At 48.4% G+C, this 18,832-nt stretch carries 16 protein-coding genes; 12 read left to right on the top strand and 4 right to left on the bottom strand.

Features of this window, described 5'->3' with window-relative positions:
- Window positions 1–539: 539 nt before the first annotated feature.
- The 3 genes from pflB (at window position 540) to AKL11_RS18175 (ending at window position 4,464) form a co-directional block, all read left to right on the top strand.
- Entirely contained in the window at window positions 540–2,822 is a 2,283-nt protein-coding gene (gene pflB, locus AKL11_RS18185) for a formate C-acetyltransferase (RefSeq protein WP_067520145.1), read from the top strand.
- Between the two features lie 98 nt (window positions 2,823–2,920).
- Window positions 2,921–3,652: a pyruvate formate-lyase-activating protein gene (pflA, locus tag AKL11_RS18180; protein WP_067520143.1), complete on the top strand. Its 732-nt coding sequence runs from the start codon at window positions 2,921–2,923 to the stop codon at window positions 3,650–3,652.
- A gap of 173 nt (window positions 3,653–3,825) precedes the next feature.
- Window positions 3,826–4,464 (top strand): TetR/AcrR family transcriptional regulator, encoded by a 639-nt coding sequence (locus tag AKL11_RS18175; RefSeq protein WP_067520141.1) that lies wholly within the window; start codon window positions 3,826–3,828, stop codon window positions 4,462–4,464.
- A 24-nt stretch (window positions 4,465–4,488) separates the two neighbouring features.
- On the opposite strand, the gene AKL11_RS18170 is transcribed toward AKL11_RS18175, so the two are convergent.
- Together AKL11_RS18170 and AKL11_RS18165 are read right to left on the bottom strand one after the other, a co-directional pair.
- A complete protein-coding gene (locus AKL11_RS18170) occupies window positions 4,489–5,901 on the bottom strand; it encodes a uracil-xanthine permease family protein (protein WP_067520139.1) in 1,413 nt (470 codons plus the stop codon).
- 78 nt (window positions 5,902–5,979) lie between these two features.
- Window positions 5,980–7,323 (bottom strand): NCS2 family permease, encoded by a 1,344-nt coding sequence (locus AKL11_RS18165; protein ID WP_095210501.1) that lies wholly within the window; start codon window positions 7,321–7,323, stop codon window positions 5,980–5,982.
- 395 nt (window positions 7,324–7,718) lie between these two features.
- On the opposite strand from AKL11_RS18165, the gene xdhA reads away from it, so the two are divergent.
- From xdhA to xdhC, 3 genes are read left to right on the top strand one after another with little or no spacing between them, the layout of a single operon-like run.
- Window positions 7,719–9,149, top strand: a complete 1,431-nt coding sequence (xdhA, locus tag AKL11_RS18160) for a xanthine dehydrogenase small subunit (RefSeq protein ID WP_067520583.1) — start codon at window positions 7,719–7,721, stop codon at window positions 9,147–9,149.
- Complete coding sequence (xdhB, locus tag AKL11_RS18155; protein WP_067520136.1) at window positions 9,142–11,487, top strand: xanthine dehydrogenase molybdopterin binding subunit; 2,346 nt, start codon at window positions 9,142–9,144, stop codon at window positions 11,485–11,487. The genes xdhA and xdhB overlap by 8 nt, the downstream gene beginning before the upstream one ends.
- A complete protein-coding gene (gene xdhC, locus AKL11_RS18150) occupies window positions 11,484–12,326 on the top strand; it encodes a xanthine dehydrogenase accessory protein XdhC (protein WP_067520134.1) in 843 nt (280 codons plus the stop codon). Before xdhB ends, xdhC begins: the two co-directional genes overlap by 4 nt.
- Here the strand turns inward: xdhC and puuE are convergent, their stop codons facing one another.
- Entirely contained in the window at window positions 12,327–13,283 is a 957-nt protein-coding gene (gene puuE / locus AKL11_RS18145; RefSeq protein WP_067520132.1) for an allantoinase PuuE, read from the bottom strand.
- 103 nt (window positions 13,284–13,386) lie between these two features.
- Between puuE and alc the strand changes: the two genes are divergently transcribed.
- The 6 genes from alc to AKL11_RS18115 are packed head-to-tail and all read left to right on the top strand — an operon-like array spanning window position 13,387 to window position 18,363.
- Window positions 13,387–14,409: an allantoicase gene (alc, locus tag AKL11_RS18140; RefSeq protein ID WP_067520579.1), complete on the top strand. Its 1,023-nt coding sequence runs from the start codon at window positions 13,387–13,389 to the stop codon at window positions 14,407–14,409.
- Window positions 14,406–14,933 (top strand): 2-oxo-4-hydroxy-4-carboxy-5-ureidoimidazoline decarboxylase, encoded by a 528-nt coding sequence (gene uraD / locus AKL11_RS18135; RefSeq protein WP_067520130.1) that lies wholly within the window; start codon window positions 14,406–14,408, stop codon window positions 14,931–14,933. Before alc ends, uraD begins: the two co-directional genes overlap by 4 nt.
- Window positions 14,934–14,939: 6 nt before the next feature.
- Window positions 14,940–15,278 carry a hydroxyisourate hydrolase gene (gene uraH / locus AKL11_RS18130; protein ID WP_067520128.1) on the top strand — a complete coding sequence of 113 codons (339 nt, stop codon included), beginning with the start codon at window positions 14,940–14,942 and terminating at the stop codon, window positions 15,276–15,278.
- Window positions 15,279–15,323: 45 nt separating this feature from the next.
- The gene (locus AKL11_RS18125; RefSeq protein WP_067520126.1) at window positions 15,324–15,869 is read left to right on the top strand and encodes an ureidoglycolate lyase; all 546 of its coding nucleotides are present in this window, start codon (window positions 15,324–15,326) and stop codon (window positions 15,867–15,869) included.
- Window positions 15,866–17,173, top strand: a complete 1,308-nt coding sequence (gene guaD, locus AKL11_RS18120; RefSeq protein WP_067520123.1) for a guanine deaminase — start codon at window positions 15,866–15,868, stop codon at window positions 17,171–17,173. The genes AKL11_RS18125 and guaD overlap by 4 nt, the downstream gene beginning before the upstream one ends.
- A complete protein-coding gene (locus tag AKL11_RS18115) occupies window positions 17,173–18,363 on the top strand; it encodes a urate hydroxylase PuuD (RefSeq protein ID WP_067520121.1) in 1,191 nt (396 codons plus the stop codon). Before guaD ends, AKL11_RS18115 begins: the two co-directional genes overlap by 1 nt.
- A gap of 164 nt (window positions 18,364–18,527) precedes the next feature.
- On the opposite strand, the gene AKL11_RS18110 is transcribed toward AKL11_RS18115, so the two are convergent.
- Window positions 18,528–18,832 (bottom strand): transposase (locus AKL11_RS18110; protein WP_172807322.1); only part of this gene is annotated, 305 nt, incomplete at its 5' end.

Genomic DNA, 18,832 nt, shown 5'->3' with positions numbered 1-18,832 from the left:
GGCTATGAATAGGTAACACTACCTAAAAAAATACAGCAATATCTAAAAGTAGTCGTTAATTCTCATGGAAACGAAATGAAGACGGAATTAACAGAAATAAAGAATAGCATTCATGAATAATCAGAGATGATTTATTTCATAATTTTTTTGAATGTTGAGTTGATAGTAATAACTAAACTTTGCCAATTTCAAAGATGGTTAATAGACTAACAGATGCGTTTATTGATGTTAGAGTTTGTTTATATTTTTAAATACTTTGGAATATGTTTTTTTATTATTAATAAGTATTAGCACTGATAGTGGCAATGCCTTATATCGAGTAATTTGGTGCTGTCTTCACATACTTTTACGGGTTAGCCAGGCTCATTATCACAGGATAATGATTGTCAGGGTTTCTTCACCTCCCTGAACGTCTGTTAACAATACGCCGACGACGATTTTCGTACATTGACATAGATCAAGTTGGTGTTACAGCTACCAAGATGGCTGGCCCGAAACAGCATTTCCAAAGAATTCTCCAACTTGAAGGAGCTCTTAGTATGACTGTAGCAACCAACGAAATGCCTCAGGCATGGGCTGGTTTTACCTCCGGTGACTGGGAAACCAGTATCAATGTTCGCGATTTCATCCAGAAGAACTACACGCCCTATGAGGGTGATTCCTCTTTCCTGGCCGGTTCCACAGATGCCACAGATAATCTCTGGGCAGATGTTATGGAAGGCATCAAAGAAGAGAACCGCACTCACGCGCCGGTCGACTTTGACACTGATCTGCCATCAACCATCACTTCTCACGACGCTGGTTACATCAACAAAGATCTGGAAACCATCGTTGGTCTTCAGACTGAAAAGCCACTGAAGCGTGCCATTATTGCTAATGGTGGTATCCGCATGGTTGAAACTTCCTGCGAAGTTTACGGCCGTAAGCTGGATGAAACGGTTAACAAAATCTTCACGGACTATCGCAAAACCCACAATGCCGGTGTTTTCGACGTTTACACTGCAGACATCCGTAACTGCCGTAAATCCGGTGTAATCACTGGTCTGCCTGATGCATACGGTCGTGGTCGTATTATTGGTGATTATCGTCGTATCGCCCTGTACGGTATTGATCGTCTGGTGGCAGACAAGAAAGTTCAGCACAAGTCTCTGGACAAAGTGATGGAGTCCGGTGAAAATCTGGATCGCACTATTCAGCTGCGCGAAGAGATCATGGAGCAGATCCGTGCTCTGGGTCAGATCAAAGAAATGGCTGCTAAATATGGTTGCGATATCAGTGGTCCAGCGACGTCTGCCCGTGAAGCGGTTCAGTGGACTTATTTCGGCTATCTGGCTGCGGTTAAATCCCAGAACGGTGCGGCTATGTCTCTGGGTCGTACCGCGACCTTCCTGGATATCTACTTCCAGCGCGATCTGGAAGCTGGCAAAATTACCGAAATCGACGCTCAGGAAATGATCGACCATTTCGTTATGAAACTGCGTATGGTTCGCTTCCTGCGTACTCCAGAATACGATCAGCTGTTCTCCGGCGACCCAATCTGGGCGACAGAGTCCATCGGTGGTATGAGCCTGGATGGTCGTACACTGGTGACCAAGAACGCGTTCCGTTTCCTGAACACAATGTACACCATGGGTCCATCCCCAGAGCCAAACATTACGGTTCTGTGGTCTGAGCATTTGCCTGTTGGTTTCAAAGAGTACTGTGCAAAAGTATCCATCGATACCAGCTCAATTCAGTACGAAAACGACGATCTCATGCGTCCTGATATGGACAGCGATGATTACGCTATTGCCTGCTGTGTATCCCCAATGGTGGTGGGCAAGCAGATGCAGTTTTTCGGCGCCCGTGCGAATCTGGGTAAAACCCTGCTGTACGCTATCAACGGTGGTGTCGATGAGAAACTGAAACTGCAGATCGGTCCTAAGGCTGAAAAAATCACTTCCGAATATCTGGATTACGACGAAGTTTATGCCAGCTTCGACAAGCTGATGGATTGGTTGGCGACTCAGTACGTGACTGCTCTGAACTGCATCCACTATATGCACGACAAGTATTCCTACGAAGCTTCTCAGATGGCGCTGCACGATCGTGACGTTATCCGTACCATGGCTTGTGGTATTGCGGGTCTGTCTGTGGCTGCTGACTCTCTGTCTGCGATTAAATACGCGAAAGTGAAACCGGTTCGTGATGAAGACGGTATTGCTATCGACTTTGAAATCGACGGTGACTTCCCTAAATTCGGTAACAATGAAGAACGCGTTGACGCTATCGCCTGTGAGCTGGTCGAAACCTTCATGAAGAAGGTGGCGTCTCACAACATGTACCGTGATGCGATCCCAACTCAGTCTGTACTGACGATCACCTCTAACGTGGTTTATGGTAAGAAAACCGGTACTACACCAGACGGTCGTCGTGCAGGTCAGCCGTTCGGTCCGGGTGCAAACCCAATGCACGGTCGTGACACCAGCGGTGCGGTTGCGTCCCTGAGTTCTGTAGCGAAGCTGCCATTTGCCTACGCGAAAGACGGTATCTCCTATACCTTCTCCATCGTACCGAAAGCACTGGGTAAAGACGACGAAGGTCGTCGTAAGAACTTGGTTGGCCTGATGGATGGTTACTTCCATCATGAGGCGCATCGTGAAGGCGGTCAGCACCTGAACGTGAACGTAATGAACCGCGAAATGCTGGAAGATGCCATGGAAAACCCAGAGAAGTACCCTTCTTTGACCATCCGCGTATCCGGCTACGCAGTGCGCTTTAACTCTCTGACTCCAGAGCAGCAGCGTGATGTGATTACCCGTACGTTCACAGGTTCACTGTAAGTTTTAGCACTTTCAGATAAAATGTAAGAACAATAAAAAGGTCGGCATTGCTGGCCTTTTTTTGCATGTTTTGCAGGTGTAGAGTTGGGAGAGTTGCCATGTCCCTCGGGCGTGTTCATTCCATGGATTCTTTTGGAACCGTTGACGGGCCAGGTATCCGGTATGTGGTTTTTATGCAGGGCTGCCATATGCGCTGCCGTTATTGCCATAACCGGGATACCTGGGATCTTCGTGATGGTGGTGAGGTACTTAGTCATGAAGAGGTCCTGGATAAAATTCTGAAAGTGAAGAGCTTTCTAACAGGTGGTGTAACGGTCACCGGTGGGGAACCGCTGATTCAGGCGGAATTTGTTGCTGACCTGTTTAAAGCGTTAAAAGAGCACGGTATTCACACCTGTCTCGATACCAATGGTTTTACCAAACGCATTACGCCGGATGTTGAGCGGCTACTGTCTTATACGGATCTGGTGCTTTTGGATATCAAGCATATGGATGAGGAGATGCACAAAAAACTCACTTACGTTACCGGCCAGTATCCAAGAAATTTTGCTATGTATTTGCAGGAAATCCAAAAGCCCACCTGGATTCGCTATGTGGCGGTTGAGGGCTTCACCGTTGATCCAATCTATGCGGCGATGCTGGCAGAGATGGTGGAGAAGATGGGCTGCGTAGAAAAGGTTGAGTTGCTGCCATATCACAGTTTAGGCGTACATAAGTGGGATGCTTTTAACGACAGTTATGACCTGCAGAATGTTCGTCCACCGTCAGATGTTCAGATGGATGCGATTAAGTTAGAGTTTGAAAAACGGGGGATCTCTGCAAGTTATTAGCGGGGGCAACTAGAAAAATGCACACTTGTGCATTGATCCTGAAAACGTAACAAAGCCACAGCCCCTGCTGAAGTGTTGCGGGCTTTTTAGTGTGGTTCTGAAAATCCGAATCCGCTTTCGTACTGTGTTATAGTTTTTCACAATTGTTATTCAGGAATAAAAGAACTCAGAACATGGCAGTGATTGATACCCAACCGCCGAAGGCTGGAAGAATACGTACCGAAAGAATTGGTTTGATTCTGAAAGCTGCTGAAGCAGAGTTTGCCAGCCATGGTTTTCGTGGTACAACCTTGCAGAGCATTGCTGATCATGCGGGCTTGCCCAAGGCGAATATTCTCTACTACTTCAGTAATAAGCAGGAACTATACGAGGCGGTGCTGGCCAGTATTCAAAACCTCTGGAATCATGAATTCGACGATATCCATGTTGATGATGATCCTGCCGTTGCTCTGAGAAAGTATATTTATTCGAAGGTTGATGTATCCCGTAAATACCCTATGGCCAGCCGGCTGTTTACCTCGGAAATTATTCATGGTGGTCATCAACTGGCACCCGCGTTAAAAGAAAGCACCCGAAGTTGGGTAAACGACAAAATACTGGTTATGCAAACCTGGGTTGATCAAGGGCGCATGAAAGCCATTGATCCTATGTACCTGCTTTTTTTAATTTGGGGGGCGACTCAGCACTATGCCGATTATGAGTCACAAATCTGCGCAATCGTGAATACGGATAAGCTGCCTTCATCGGTTTATGATCAGGCTGCAGAAAGTATTTGCGATGTTGTTTTACGTGGCTGTGGCTTGAAGGAGTGAAGTCTCACTCCTTCTTTGCCGTTTTTACGCCTGAGATTCTTCTTTTATGACTGAGGGTTCAACCTTTAGACTTTTTACCACTGATCGGCCAGCGTCCAAAGTTTCAGGTGTTTGTGGAAGTAGCAGTGTTAAAAGAATTGCTGTGAGCCCCCCCGTGGTGACTGATGAACCAAAGATGGTTTTCACCAGCTCTGGCATTTGACTGAGTATGTCGGGAACAATCGTTACGCCCAGACCCATTCCCAAAGACACCGCAATAATCATTACACGTCTTCTGTCGAGTTTTTCTGAAGCGATGATGCGAATGCCTGAAGCCGCAACGGTTCCAAACATCACCAAAGTGGCTCCACCGAGTACGGGTTTCGGAATCAGCATCAGTACTGCTCCGATTATTGGAAACAACCCCATCAAGATAAACAGGCCGGCAATCATGTACCCGATGTGTCGACTGGCGACACCAGTCATCTGAATCACACCATTATTCTGGCTGAATGTCGTGGTTGGAAAACTGTTTAAGCAAGAAGCTACGAGTGAGTTCACACCATCCGCCAGTATGCCGCCACGAATCCGTCTCACATAGTGTTCACCCTCGATAGGTTCACCAGATAGCATGGCCGTAGCGGTCAAGTCACCGGTGGATTCTATCGTTGTAATCACATAAATCAGAGCGACGGGAATAAAAAGCTGCCAGTCAAAGCTAATTCCGTATTTAAACGGCACTGGTAGAGTGAACAGATCACTTTCAATACCGTTAAGTGACATCTTTCCAGTGTACAGAGTGATGATGGCACCAACTGCAAGGCCGGCTATGATGGCGGATAATCGAATTGCCGGAGTGGCGCTTCGATTAAGAAAAACAATGGTAGCCAGCACGATTCCAGCCACACCTAGATTGCTCAGTGCACCAAAGTCCGGAGCATTAAACCCGCCGGCAATATCAGTGAAGGCAACTTTGATCAGGCTTAGACCGATCAATGCAATCACAACTCCCGTCACCGTGGGGGTAATGATCTTTCTGAGTTTATGGAAAAAGCGGCTCAGAATGATTTCAATAAATGCTCCAAAAAAGCACAGGCCAGTCATTAGGGCAATAATCTCTTCACTGCCACCACCACGGCTTTTTACCACGAAGCCTGCGGCAATCAATGAGCTTAAAAACGCAAAGCTGGTACCTTGTATGCTCAGTAGTCCAGAGCCTAATGGACCAAAGCGTTTTGCCTGAACATAGGTTCCTATGCCGGAGGCGATCAGCGCGATGCTGATTAAGTAAGGTATGTGTTCGCCAAGCCCCAGAACGCCACCTATCACCAGTGTTGGTGTAACGACACCTATAAAACTGGCCAGTAGGTGTTGTATCGCACTGAAAAAAGTCTGGGGTAATGGTGGCTTGTCGTTTAATTGGTAAATTAGCTCAGGATTATGTCCCTGCGTGCTCATGAGTTCTCTCCAGTAGGTCTTCTTATTGTCATTGTCATTGTCAGAGGAGTTCCCCCAGCAAGAAGTGGGGGAGACTGCTTATACTCCAAAGAAAACGAACTTCAGGGCAAACAATGCTGCTAAAGCCCAGACGCTGATGCTGACATCTGATGATTTACCAGCCAGAACTTTGATCACCGGGTAAGCGATAAAACCAAGTGCAATACCATTAGCAATGGAGAAGCTCAACGGCATCATAATCGCGGTGATTAAAACCGGTGCGGCTTCGGTCAGGTCATTCCAGTCGACATTGCCCAGGCTGCCAACCATCAAAACGGCGACATAGATCAAAGCACCTGCTGTCGCATATGCAGGAACCATACCGGCGAGAGGTGACAGGAAAATGCACAGCAGAAAAAGAGTGCCAATGGTTACTGCAGTAAGGCCGGTTCGACCACCAGCAGCAACACCAGATGCGCTTTCAACATAAGAAGTGACCGTCGGCGTTCCCATCAGTGCGCCTACCCAGGAAGATGTGCCGTCGGTGATCATGGCGCGATTCATATTTTTCATCTTGCCATTTTTATCCGCCAGACCTGCCTTATCACCGACAGCAATGAGAGTGCCCGTGGTATCAAACAGGTTAACGAACATAAAGGAGACAATCACGCCAATCATTTCAGGGGTTAAAGCCCCCATGATATCCAGTTCACCCAGTACTGGTGCCATGCTTGGAGGGGCAGATACAAGGCCTGTGTAGTTTATATCGCCAGCAATCAGGCCGATGAGGGTCACCGTGGCAATGGCCAGCAGCACAGCACCTTTGTATCCACGGAAAGCCAGACCAACAATCAGGAATAAGCTCAGTGCCGCCATCAACGGTGCAAACTGAGTGACATCACCCAACGTAACCAGCGTGCCCTGGCTGCCAATAACAATGCCCGCATTCTTAAGGCCAATAATCGCAAGGAATAAACCAATACCACTGGTAATACCAATTCGCAGGCTGTTGGGAATGCTATTGATGATCCATTCACGAACTTTAAAAATGCTCAGTAGCATAAAGCCAATGCCGCCCCAGAATACGGCTCCCATTGCGATTTGCCAGGAATGCCCCATACCGATAACAACCGCAAAGGCAAAGAAAGCATTCAGTCCCATCCCAGGAGCTAAACCTATGGGCCAGTTCGCATAAAGGCCAATGGCAATCGTGCTGATGCCAGCAATGATGCAGGTTGCTGTAAACAGTGCGCCGGCATCCATTCCAGCAGCTGAGAGCATGCCAGGAATAACAAAAATCACATAGCACATGGTGATAAATGTGGTGAACCCTGCCACCAGTTCTGTGCGAACTGTCGTATTGTGTGCTCTCAGCTTGAACAGCCTTTCGAGTATGCCATCATTGTTTTTCTCCATGGCTCTACCCGTTTCTGAGTAATTCATTGGTTATTCCATTCTTATTGTTGTGTGAAGCAGATGTTGTAAAAACGCTCTGAGAGAGAGTGGGTTTACCTCTGTTTCGATTTCCTACACTTTTTCGCACCATACTGTTGCCGGGTAGCAATCAGCGGTTTGATTTTGGTGCAGAACCTACACCGGTTTGATGAAAAGCTGACCAGTTGGACAATTTAAAGCAATTTTCCGACCAGTTAGTCAGATTTTGGAAAATATTTTATACTTGCTTTTTCCTAACCAATTGGTCAGTTTATTGTTCAGCTACAGGCAGAAAATGTCGGCAGTAGACATTTTCAGCATTCACTAAAAATAATAAGAAGCTGTTCATGATCGTTTGCAGCTCGCAGAAAGATTGTGAACAGCTTCTAAGGAGCCTGGCTGCTTTGATTCGTTTCTTACTTAACGATGAGCTGGTCACTGTTCGGGATACTCCCGCAGATACGACGGTTCTCGACTACCTTAGAAAAAATGTGACCTCAGAGATTGAGCGGCGAACCGGCACCAAAGAAGGCTGTTGCTCTGGAGATTGTGGAGCGTGCACCGTCGTTGTTGGCGAGCATGAGCAAGACCGGATGAAATACCGGACCATGAACGGCTGCATTACCTTGCTGCCGTCTCTGCACGGTAAGCAATTAATCACCGTAGAAGATCTTGCTGATGGAGATGAGCTGCATCCGGTCCAAGAGGCTCTGGTTGCGCATCATGCGTCGCAGTGTGGATATTGTACGCCTGGCATTGTGATGTCTCTTTTTGCCCTTCATCACGAAAGCCCTGACAGTCAGGTTGATGCCATGGAAGCTCTTGGGGGCAACCTTTGTCGTTGCACAGGCTATCGACCCATTATGGAGGCTGCCAAATCTTTGCAGGGGCAGAAGCCTGACGACCAGTTTGTGACCAGAGAAAAGACGACGATCTCCATCTTGAAGGACCTCTCTAACAATGACACGGTTGGTTCTGACGATTTTATTATCCCGAAATCAGAAGATGAGTTAGCGGGCTATCTGGAAAAGAACCCTCAGTCCAGATTATTGGCAGGAGGAACCGATCTTGGGTTGGAAGTGACACAACTGTTAAAGCGTATGCCGCAGCTGGTCTATCTGGGGAATGTGCCTGAGCTGCAGCAGATTGATGTTACCGATCATGAGCTGACGATTGGCGCTGCAGCAACCTATCGACAGATCGAACCAGTGTTATCGTATTATTTTTCAGAATTTGGTGACATGCTGGAACGACTGGGCTCCCAGCAGATACGAAATCATGGAACCCTTGGCGGAAATATCGGAAATGCGTCGCCTATTGGAGACACGCCGCCAGTACTGCTTGCGCTGGATGCCTGCATTGAATTGAGAAAAGGTAAAAGTATTCGTGTATTGCCACTGGCGCAGTTCTTTCTGGACTACAAGAAAACGGCACTGCAGCCAGGTGAGTATATTTCAAAGGTTCGAATTCCTCTGGGTCAGAATACGCTGAAAGTTTACAAACTCAGTAAGCGCTATGGGGATGATATCTCGACCATACTGGCAGCCATCAATATACAGGTTGATTCGCATGGTGTGGTTGTTCAGGCGCGGGTGGCGTTTGGTGGCATGGCTGCTATCCCGAAAAGAGCTACCAATTGTGAAAATGTGTTAGTGGGCGAGCCGCTGAATAGTGCGGCTCTTGATCGGGCAAAGACGGCAATACAATCTGAATTCAACCCTCTGTCGGATGTCAGAGCCAGCAGCGATTATCGTCTTCAGGCAGCCTGCAATCTGTTAGAACGTTACGTTCTGGAAACCCGGGGCGAGCCGGTAAGGATTCTGACTCATGCGTAAACTACCAGTGATAACGCAGAAATCCGCAAGCCCTAAAGATCAAAAGCACGACAGTGCGCATCTACATGTAACAGGGCGTGCGACTTACATTGATGATCGCCCGGAAATGGTCAATCAGTTGCATGCTGGCTTTGGTCTTTCTACCCATGCTCATGCCGACATTGTTCATATTGATCTTGAGGCCGTACGAAATACACCGGGGGTTGTGGACGTCATTACCTTTGCGGATATTCCCGGTCACAAAGATATTGGTCCGGTATTTCCTGGTGATCTGCTTCTAGCGGATGGGAAAGTGGATTATGTTGGGCAACCTGTATTCGCTGTTGCAGCCACTTCCCACAAAGTGGCAAAGAAAGCGGCCACCCGTGGTGTGATTGAATATAAGCCTCTGGATGCCATTTTGACGGTGGAAGACGCAATGGAGAAGCAATCATTTCTCCGGCCAGAGCATAGGATGCGAAAAGGAGATTCTGTTCAAGCAATAGACGACGCACCTTTGAGCTTGAGTGGTGAAGTGAATAATGGGGGGCAGGAACATTTCTATCTTGAGGGCCAGATTGCCAGCATTATCCCCTTGGAAGATGGGCAGCTGCATGTATATACCTCCAGTCAGCACCCCTCTGAAGTGCAAAAGCTGGTGGCGGAAGTCACCGGTATTCCTCTGAACAAAGTGGTGGCTGATGTACGACGGATGGGGGGCGGTTTCGGTGGCAAAGAAACTCAGGCCGCAGCACCTGCGTGCATTGCTGCAATATTTGCGGTTCGTACAGACAGGCCGGTCAAGTTCAGGGTAGATCGACAGCAGGATATGATGTCCACTGGCAAACGGCATCCCTTCCGCCACCGTTATCAGGTCGGATTCGATGAGAGCGGGACGGTTAAAGGTGCAAAGATAGAAGTCGCGGGTAATGGTGGGCACTCACCAGATTTGAGCGACGCCATTGTTGATCGGGCTATGTTCCATTCCGATAATGCGTATTTCTATGAAACAGCGGACGTTGTAGGCCATCGGTGCCGTACCAATACTGCGTCCAATACGGCCTTTCGTGGCTTTGGTGGTCCGCAGGGTATGGTGGTGGCCGAGCGGATTATGGACGACATCGCTCGTGCTACTGGCCGTGATCCACTGGATGTCCGGTTACAGAATCTCTATGGCATCGGTGAGCGCAATACAACCCATTACCATCAGACTGTTGAGCACAATGTCCTGCCGGAGCTGATTGCTCAGCTGGAAACGAGCTCCGATTATCGGCAACGACGACAGGCAATAACGGCATTCAATAAAGACAACCCGGTACTCAAAAAAGGGCTTGCTCTAACCCCGGTGAAATTTGGTATTTCATTTACGGCGAAACACCTGAACCAGGCCGGTGCCCTGGTGCATGTCTATACCGATGGCAGCATCCAGCTGAATCACGGCGGTACAGAAATGGGACAGGGGTTGTTTACCAAAATCGCCCAGATTGTGGCTAATGAGTTTGGTGTGGGTGTTGAGAATGTGCAGGTGACGTCTACCCGAACAGACAAAGTGCCCAATACATCACCAACGGCTGCTTCCAGTGGCACGGATTTGAACGGCAAGGCGGCACAGGATGCTTGTGAAAAAATACGACAGAGGTTGGTCGATTTCGGCGCTGAGCACTTTGATATTCCTGCGGATCAAATCAGGTTCAGGGAAAATAACGTTCAGCTGGGTGAGAAAAGTATTTCTTTTGAAGAGTTTGTTCAGCTGGCCTACCTGAACCGGGTCTCACTCTCCAGTACCGGGTTTTACAGTACGCCAGAGATCCATTACGACCGGAAAACCGCCAGTGGTCGTCCATTTTATTACTACGCCTGTGGTGCTGCGGTTTCCGAGGTTATTGTTGATACGCTGACGGGTGAATATAAAGTCGAACAGGTTGACCTGCTGCACGATGTTGGGCGATCTCTGAATCCTGCGATAGACCGTGGACAGATTGAGGGTGGGTTTATTCAGGGGATGGGCTGGGTGACTACGGAAGAGTTGGTTTGGAACGACAGTGGCCGGTTACTTAGTAATAACCCGGCCACCTATAAGATTCCGACGATCGAAGATATGCCGCCAGTTTTTAATGTCGAACTTTTTGAGCAGGATAACCCGAAGCACACAATCTACCATTCTAAAGCAGTGGGTGAGCCACCGTTCATGCTGGGGTTGTCGGTCTGGATGGCTATACGTGACGCGGTGTCCAGTTTGTCGAATTATCAGCTCAGTCCGGATCTTGATATTCCAGCGACCACCGAAGAAGTATTGAAAGCTGTCACAGTCATCAAGCGTAAGACCACGGTCAAAGAAGTTGATGAGGTTTTTGCATGAGTTGGATTGATGCATTATCAGCGCTTCGGAAAAGTGGTCAATCGGGTGTCTTGATAACGATACTGGGCAGTGCCGGTTCAGCGCCAAGAAAGTCTGGCAGTAAAATGCTGGTGACAGCGGATCAGGCATTCGACACCATTGGTGGCGGCCATCTTGAGTTTTTGTTGGTGCAAAAAGCCAGAGAGATGTTGATCGCCGATGATAAAGAGCCAGTACTTGACCACTTTCCTCTTGGGCCAAAACTTGGCCAGTGTTGTGGTGGCAGTGTGAATGTTTTACTGGAGCCGATTGCCGGCAGTCCATTGCATATTGCGCTCTTTGGTGCGGGTCATGTTGGTAAAGCTGTTGTGCATGTGCTGTCACCATTGAATTGTCGTATCACCTGGATTGATAACCGGGCAGAGCTTTTTCCTGAATCTCTGCCTTCCAATGTGACGGCTGTCGTTTGTGATGAGCCGGAGTTGGCAGTTGAGCAGTTGCCTGCAGGCGTTTATGCCTTGGTAGTTACTCACAATCATCAGCTGGACTACGGGATAACCGAAGCGGTACTCAAAAAAAATGACAGCGCCTGGCTTGGCGTGATTGGTTCAAAAACCAAAGCGCGGCGGTTTCGACAGCGATTGGCTCATAGAGATATTTTCACTGAGGAGCAAGTTCAGCATATGCGCAGCCCAGTGGGTCTGGAACAGGTGGGGGGTCGTACACCGCCTGAAATAGCCATCGCCATTGCCGGTGAAATACTGGCAATGGTCAACGGTTCAAGGAGTCAGCAGGTGCAGAAGCGGCAAGGAATTCCCTGGCAGGAACTGAAAAGCCTTCTGGTTGAAGAAAGTGCCTGATCAGGCACTTGCCACCTCGTCTGCGGGTAAGGCTATATCCAGCGTGTAGGGGTGCTGTTTGTGCCAGTGATGGGCAATCTGTTCACGGGTGCAAAGCCAAACGGACGACTTTGACTGAACATAATCCATAAATCGAGCCAGTGCGGCGGCACGCCCCGGACGACCGGCAAGGCGACAATGTAGCCCTATGGACATCATCTTGGGCTGCTCTTCACCTTCTTCATACAACGTGTCAAAAGTATCTTTCAGGTATTGGAAGAATTGTTCGCCGCTGTTAAAACCCTGTGCTGTGGCAAACCGCATGTCGTTGCAGTCCAGTGTGTAGGGCACCACCAGTTGAGGTTTGCCGAATCGTTTATCCCAATAGGGCAAGTCGTCAGCATAGCTGTCGGCGTGATAAAGAAACCCGCCTTCCTCCACCACCAGTTTTTCGGTATTCGGGCTGCACCGTCCGGTGTACCAGCCAAGAGGACGCTTGCCGGTCAGCTTGGTATGTACGTCGATGGCCTTTTTCATATGCTCACGTTCTTCATTAATGTCGTGAAATTGGTAGTCAATCCAGCGGTAACCGTGGCTGGCGATTTCCCAGTCTGCGTCCAGCATTGCTTTGACGGCTTCAGGGTTGCGTTCCATCGCCATGGCGACGCCATAGACAGTGACGGGAATCTGTCGTGTGGTGAACATGCGGTGCAGTCGCCAGAAACCTGCTCTGGAACCGTATTCGTAAATAGATTCCATACTGATATGACGCATGCCTTGATGGGCTGGCGCACCAATGATTTCAGAGAGAAATGCTTCCGATGCCTGGTCACCATGAAGAATAGAATTCTCACCGCCTTCTTCATAGTTAATGACAAACTGTACGGCGATTCTCGCCTTTTCAGGCCAGTGAGGATTGGGAGGATGTTGACCATAGCCTTTAAGGTCTCTGGGGTAATCCGAAAAATTTGTGGACATCAATTTCTCCCTTGGCATTGATTCGTCATCTTATTCTATGGCATAAAGGTCTCAGAAAATTGACCATATGGTCAATAAAAATAACAAAAAGGAAATTGCGCCCATGAGTGCATCCCCTGATGATCAATCTGATGCCCATTTGTGGCAACAAACCCGTATCAATCTAGCAGCAAGAGCATTGGGTGCTGATGTACTGGCTACCAGTGATGATTTCTTTGCAGAGAAAGATAACTTACTGCTGTCACAGGAGCCGGTTTTCCTTCCGGAAAAGTATACTGCATATGGCAAATGGATGGATGGTTGGGAATCCCGGCGGCGTCGTTCAGGTGACCATGACTGGGTTGTTGTTCGACTGGTGACATCTGGGTTAGTGGAAGCGGTTGAGGTCGATACCCGGCATTTCAAAGGGAACGCGCCGGGTGCCGTTCAGTTGGAATACATGGACAGTGACGTTGATCCTGATGAGCAGAGTGAATGGCAGCCGTTAACGGATCGGGTTCAGGTTCAGGTTCAGGTTCAGGCGGATTATCGAAATTTATTGAGTTTTGACCAGCCGATAAAGGCAAGCCATATTCGGTTGAAGATCTTTCCTGATGGTGGTGTGGCCCGCTTCCGAGTTTATGGTACGATCCCTTTTAATACTCCATTCCGATTGACAGGAGAGCCCGTTGATCTGGCATCTCTGATGACTGGAGCAAGATCTGTGGCCTGTAGCGATTCATTCTTTAGCCCTATGCAGAATCTGCTGATGCCCGGACGCGGTTCAGATATGCATGATGGATGGGAAACCAAACGACGCCGCGGTGGTGGTAATGACTGGATGATTGTGAAGCTGGCAACCGCTGGCACTATTTCCCGGGTTGAAGTAGATACGTTGCATTTTAAAGGTAACTACCCAGACAGTTGCACATTGGAAGGTTGTTACTTCATTGGTGAATTGCCTGATGACAGTGTTCATTGGCAGACGATCCTTCCGGTGCAAAAGTTACATGCTCATCGTAACCACCCGTTTATGTCGCAGTTGGAAAATAACACGACGGCTTACACTCATGTTCGGTTGTCTATTTATCCCGACGGTGGTGTTTCCAGACTTCGGCTGGTGGGTTATCCAGAGGGCGAACAATGACGCTGAGTGACCTGAATACATTGGCTGTTGTTGACGCATCATCTTTGTTTCGTCAGTGCTGCGCTAGCGAAAGGTGGGTAAAAGGAATGGTGCAGTCGAGACCGTTTGCCAATGTTGAAGGTTTGTTAACGGTTGCTGATGAGCTATGGGCCAAGTGTGATCAGTCTGATTTTCTGCAGGCGTTTGATGGGCATCCGAAAATTGGGGATGTCAGCAGTTTGAAAGAAAAATACGGCAATACTCAACAGATGGCGGGTCATGAACAGTCCGGCGTGAAGGCTGCCAATGATGATGTTTTACAGGCATTGGCTGAAGGCAATAAAGAGTACGAGGCGCGCTTCGGTTATATCTTTATTGTGTGCGCTACTGGTAAATCTGCTGATGAAATGCTTGGCCTGCTGCAGTCTCGACTGATCAATAATGTGGGCGAAGAATTGGTTGTCGCAGCAGCAGAGCAGCATAAAATCACCCGCATCCGGCTGAATAAGCTGGTTACATTGCCCGCTTCAATATCGGAGGCATAAAAAATTATGACCGGCATCAGTACGCATATATTAGACACTGTCAGTGGAGCCCCCGCTGCCGGCGTTGAGGTAAAACTGGAAACTCAAAATAACGACATATGGGAGGCAGTTGGTCAGGGTATAACAGATGCTGATGGTCGTATCAGTGCTCTGGCATCGACAGTAAGTAATCTGAAGAAAGGCGTCTATCGACTGACGTTTATGACGGGAGATTACTATCAAAGGATCAGTCTCCCTTGTTTTTACCCCGAGGTAGTAGTGATGTTTGAAGTGTCCGATGATCGTCACCACCATGTGCCATTATTACTGTCATCCTATGGTTATTCGACCTACCGGGGTAGTTAGCACTTCCTCGAATTCGATGTTTTGAAAATAATAAGAAGAATGACAATGGAAAAGCAGTTATCCGTAAATAGTGTCAACGTCGAGCCGTTGACCTCTGAAGCGTTTGAGCCTTTTGGCGATGTTATTGAAGCGAAAGGCAATGCCGTCAGGATTAATCAGGGGCGTTGTCAGAAATTTCCGCATCTGACGAAAATTCAGATCGACGACGATGGGTATGTTGGTATTCACATCTACCACACCTCGGCTGTAGCAATGCCCTTTACACTGGATTTGCTGGAACGACACCCGCTGGGCAGCCAGAGTTTTATGCCGCTGGAAAAACAGCCGTTTCTCGTTGTAGTGGCAGAAGACTCTTCAGAAGGCGTTTCAGAAGAAAGGGATGGCGACCGGCCTGATTTAACGACACTGCGCTGCTTTATCACAAACGGAGAACAGGGTGTGACGTATCACCCCGGTGTTTGGCATCACCCGCTGCTGTCAGTGGGGCAGGGACGCTCTTTTATGGTGGTGGATAGAAATGGGCCAGGGCATAACTGTGACGAAGTACCTTTTGCCAAGGACGTTGTTTATACCGTCGAGGTGTCGTTATGAGTAGCTCAGTGTTATGGAAAGCATCAGTACTGCATTTTCTGGACGACCCGGCTTCTGCGCCGGCAGAACAGGCCTGGGAATATGTCGAGAATGGTGCACTACTGGTACGTGATGGATATATTGTCGCCTGCGGTATGGCCAGTGATTTGCAGGGTGATTTGCCAGAAGGTTGCGAAATTAAAGAGTTGCCCGGCCGTTTGTTAGTTCCCGGTTTTATCGATACCCATGTTCATTATCCACAACTGGAAGTGTTGGCCGGTTGTGGTGTACAGCTTTTGGACTGGCTGGAACAATACACGTTTCCGGCAGAGAAACAGTTTGAAAATCGGGATTATGCAGATCAAGTTGCCAGTTTCTTTCTGGATCAGAGTCTTTCCCATGGAACCACCACAGCGCTGGTGTTTGGTACCGTTGATCCTACGTCAGTAGACGCCTTTTTTGCTGAAGCCAAGAAACGAAATCTACGAATGATCTGCGGCAAAGTGATGATGGATCGCAATGCGCCAGAATACCTTCTGGACACTGCCGACAGCAGCTATCAGGACAGTAAGGCGTTGATTGAGCGCTGGCATGGTGTCGATCGATTGTCCTATGCAGTCACACCGCGATTCGCGCCAACCTCCACTCCAGAGCAGCTAACTCTCGCCGGGCAGTTGTTACAGGAGTTTGATGGCCTTTATCTGCACACGCACATGTCCGAGAACCCTAAGGAAGTGGAGTGGGTCCAGGAATTGTTTACGACCAGTGACAGTTATCTCGGGGTTTATGATGATCATGGGTTGTTAGGTAAGCGATCGGTGTTTGCTCACTCCATTCATTTGTGTGATCACAGCTGGGATAGACTGGCCGAATCCGACTCTTCCGTGGCGTTCTGTCCCGGTTCAAACCTCTTTCTTGGGAGTGGATTATTTAATCTGTCCAAAGCTCAGGAGACCGGTGTGAAAACGGGCCTGGGCACAGATGTTGGCGGTGGTACCAGTCTTTGTCTGCTTAATACTATGAAAGACGCTTATCAGGTATCTCAGTTGAGCGGGCAATCCATCTCGCCTCTTCAAGCTTTCTACCTGGCTACTCTGGGGGGCGCCAGAGCGCTGCATCTTGAAAACCGGATTGGTAGTTTCAAACCCGGTAATGAGGCAGATTTTCTGGTGCTCGACCCAACCGCCACACCCATGCTGGCATTTCGATCCGGTAAAACAAAAACAATAGAAGAGCTGTTAGGCGTTCTGATGGTGATGGGTGACGATCGAGTGATCGAGCAAACCATCATTATGGGACAGGTAGCTCACGGGAGAGACAGTTAATGGAATCGTATATTCAGGAATGGTTAAACCTGCTGTTCCGCTGGTTACATGTAACCGCGGGTGTTGCGTGGATTGGAGCCTCCTTTTACTTCAACTGGCTGGAAGGTCGGCTGGAAAGTGCGCCGGGTGATAAGCAGAAAAAGGGCATCAAAGGCGAGCTCTGGGCCGTGCATGGTGGTGGCTTTTACGAAATCAATAAATACCATCTGGCGCCGGAAAAACTACCGAAAACATTGCACTGGTTTAAGTGGGAAGCCTATGTGACCTGGCTCAGTGGAATGGGGTTACTGGCAATTATCTATTACTGGGGCGCTGAAAGTTATCTACTGTCGAGCCAGTCGGTGTTGAGCCCTGAAGCTGCTATTGGTGTCAGTGCTTTCAGCCTGATGATCGGCTGGCTGGTCTATGATGGGTTGTGCAAAACACCCCTGTTCAAGCAGGAGTTGCTGTTTGGTCTGTTGTTGTTCAGTTTGATCGTGTTTGCTGCCTGGGGATATGCACAACTATTCAGCGATCGTGCGTCTTATATTCACGTTGGTGCGCTGATTGGGACGATGATGGTGGGGAACGTGTTCTTCGTGATCATTCCATCCCAGAGGAAGCTGGTGGCTGCGGCGGAAAATGGTGATACCAGCTTTGATGCTGCCATAGCGGAACATGCATTGAAACGTTCACGGCATAATAATTATTTCACACTTCCACTGTTGTTTATCATGATCAGTGGTCACTATGCGATGACCTATGGCAGCGAGTGGAACTGGTTAATTCTTGCGGCACTGGCACTGGCCTCTGTGATGGTGCGCCATTTCTTTAATAAGAGAAATCAGGGCGCTGTGCTTACCTGGCTTTGGCCGGCGGCAGCGGTTGTTATGCTGACTCTTGCTTTTGTTAATCGTCCACAGATGACCCAGTCACCCCCTGATATTGCGCAGCAAGCAGTGGTTAATCATGATGATATTGTGGAAGTGGTGCTTAACCGCTGTTCTTCTTGTCACTCGGGTCAGCCGACAGATCCTCTGTTTAAGTCAGCACCAGGTGGTTTGGAATTTAGTGATTATGATTCCATCCAGCGGGTGGCTGATAAAGTCTACAGCCAATCGGTACAGACACAGATAATGCCTCTGGCGAACCGGACCGGAATGACGGATGAGGAGCGGGAGTTACTGGGCGCGTGGTATCAGCAACTATAGAAGAGAGTGGTTTTTTATTAAACATTAAAGGTCGTCTAGGAGGCTGACCGAGAATAGCCCGGTTAGCTCTCCTAAAACCAGCCCAACCTGAAAGCGCTCAAATAATGATCAGCATTTAGACCTTAATTTTCCACTTTACTCATATTCAGGCCTTTTTAAGGCATTTATGCTGCATTTTTAACCTTTTTCAAATCATCAAGACGGATTAACCCCGTTGATGATACTTTCACCATTTTTTTCATGTTRTGCGCCGAACATACCAGCGAAAACTCTGCCGCTACTTTCTCTTTGCCTCTCAGACTAAAGCTCTTGAAACCAGAATTTTTTATCTGACCAAACGGTGGCTCAGCGATGACTTTACGATGTGCGTATATTGCCTTTGCTTCAGTGGTTTCCATTTTCTTGTTCATGGCTTGGCGTATGGCCTCGAACTTATCCGTACGGATAACTCTGCCCGCCTCCTTTTTTG

The organism is Endozoicomonas ascidiicola (assembly GCF_001646945.1).
Classification (GTDB): Bacteria; Pseudomonadota; Gammaproteobacteria; order Pseudomonadales; family Endozoicomonadaceae; genus Endozoicomonas; species Endozoicomonas ascidiicola.
This window is presented reverse-complemented; position numbering and strand designations above follow the sequence as displayed.

Bases quoted from the DNA above. Each gene is read 5' to 3' on its own strand.
- pflB (WP_067520145.1), top strand. From the start codon at position 540: ATGACTGTAGCAACCAACGAAATGCCTCAGGCATGGGCTGGTTTTACC.
- pflA (WP_067520143.1), top strand. From the start codon at position 2,921: ATGTCCCTCGGGCGTGTTCATTCCATGGATTCTTTTGGAACCGTTGAC.
- AKL11_RS18175 (WP_067520141.1), top strand. From the start codon at position 3,826: ATGGCAGTGATTGATACCCAACCGCCGAAGGCTGGAAGAATACGTACC.
- AKL11_RS18170 (WP_067520139.1), bottom strand. From the start codon at position 5,901: ATGAGCACGCAGGGACATAATCCTGAGCTAATTTACCAATTAAACGAC.
- AKL11_RS18165 (WP_095210501.1), bottom strand. From the start codon at position 7,323: ATGAATTACTCAGAAACGGGTAGAGCCATGGAGAAAAACAATGATGGC.
- xdhB (WP_067520136.1), top strand. From the start codon at position 9,142: ATGCGTAAACTACCAGTGATAACGCAGAAATCCGCAAGCCCTAAAGAT.
- xdhC (WP_067520134.1), top strand. From the start codon at position 11,484: ATGAGTTGGATTGATGCATTATCAGCGCTTCGGAAAAGTGGTCAATCG.
- puuE (WP_067520132.1), bottom strand. From the start codon at position 13,283: ATGTCCACAAATTTTTCGGATTACCCCAGAGACCTTAAAGGCTATGGT.
- alc (WP_067520579.1), top strand. From the start codon at position 13,387: ATGAGTGCATCCCCTGATGATCAATCTGATGCCCATTTGTGGCAACAA.
- uraD (WP_067520130.1), top strand. From the start codon at position 14,406: ATGACGCTGAGTGACCTGAATACATTGGCTGTTGTTGACGCATCATCT.
- uraH (WP_067520128.1), top strand. From the start codon at position 14,940: ATGACCGGCATCAGTACGCATATATTAGACACTGTCAGTGGAGCCCCC.
- AKL11_RS18125 (WP_067520126.1), top strand. From the start codon at position 15,324: ATGGAAAAGCAGTTATCCGTAAATAGTGTCAACGTCGAGCCGTTGACC.
- guaD (WP_067520123.1), top strand. From the start codon at position 15,866: ATGAGTAGCTCAGTGTTATGGAAAGCATCAGTACTGCATTTTCTGGAC.
- AKL11_RS18115 (WP_067520121.1), top strand. From the start codon at position 17,173: ATGGAATCGTATATTCAGGAATGGTTAAACCTGCTGTTCCGCTGGTTA.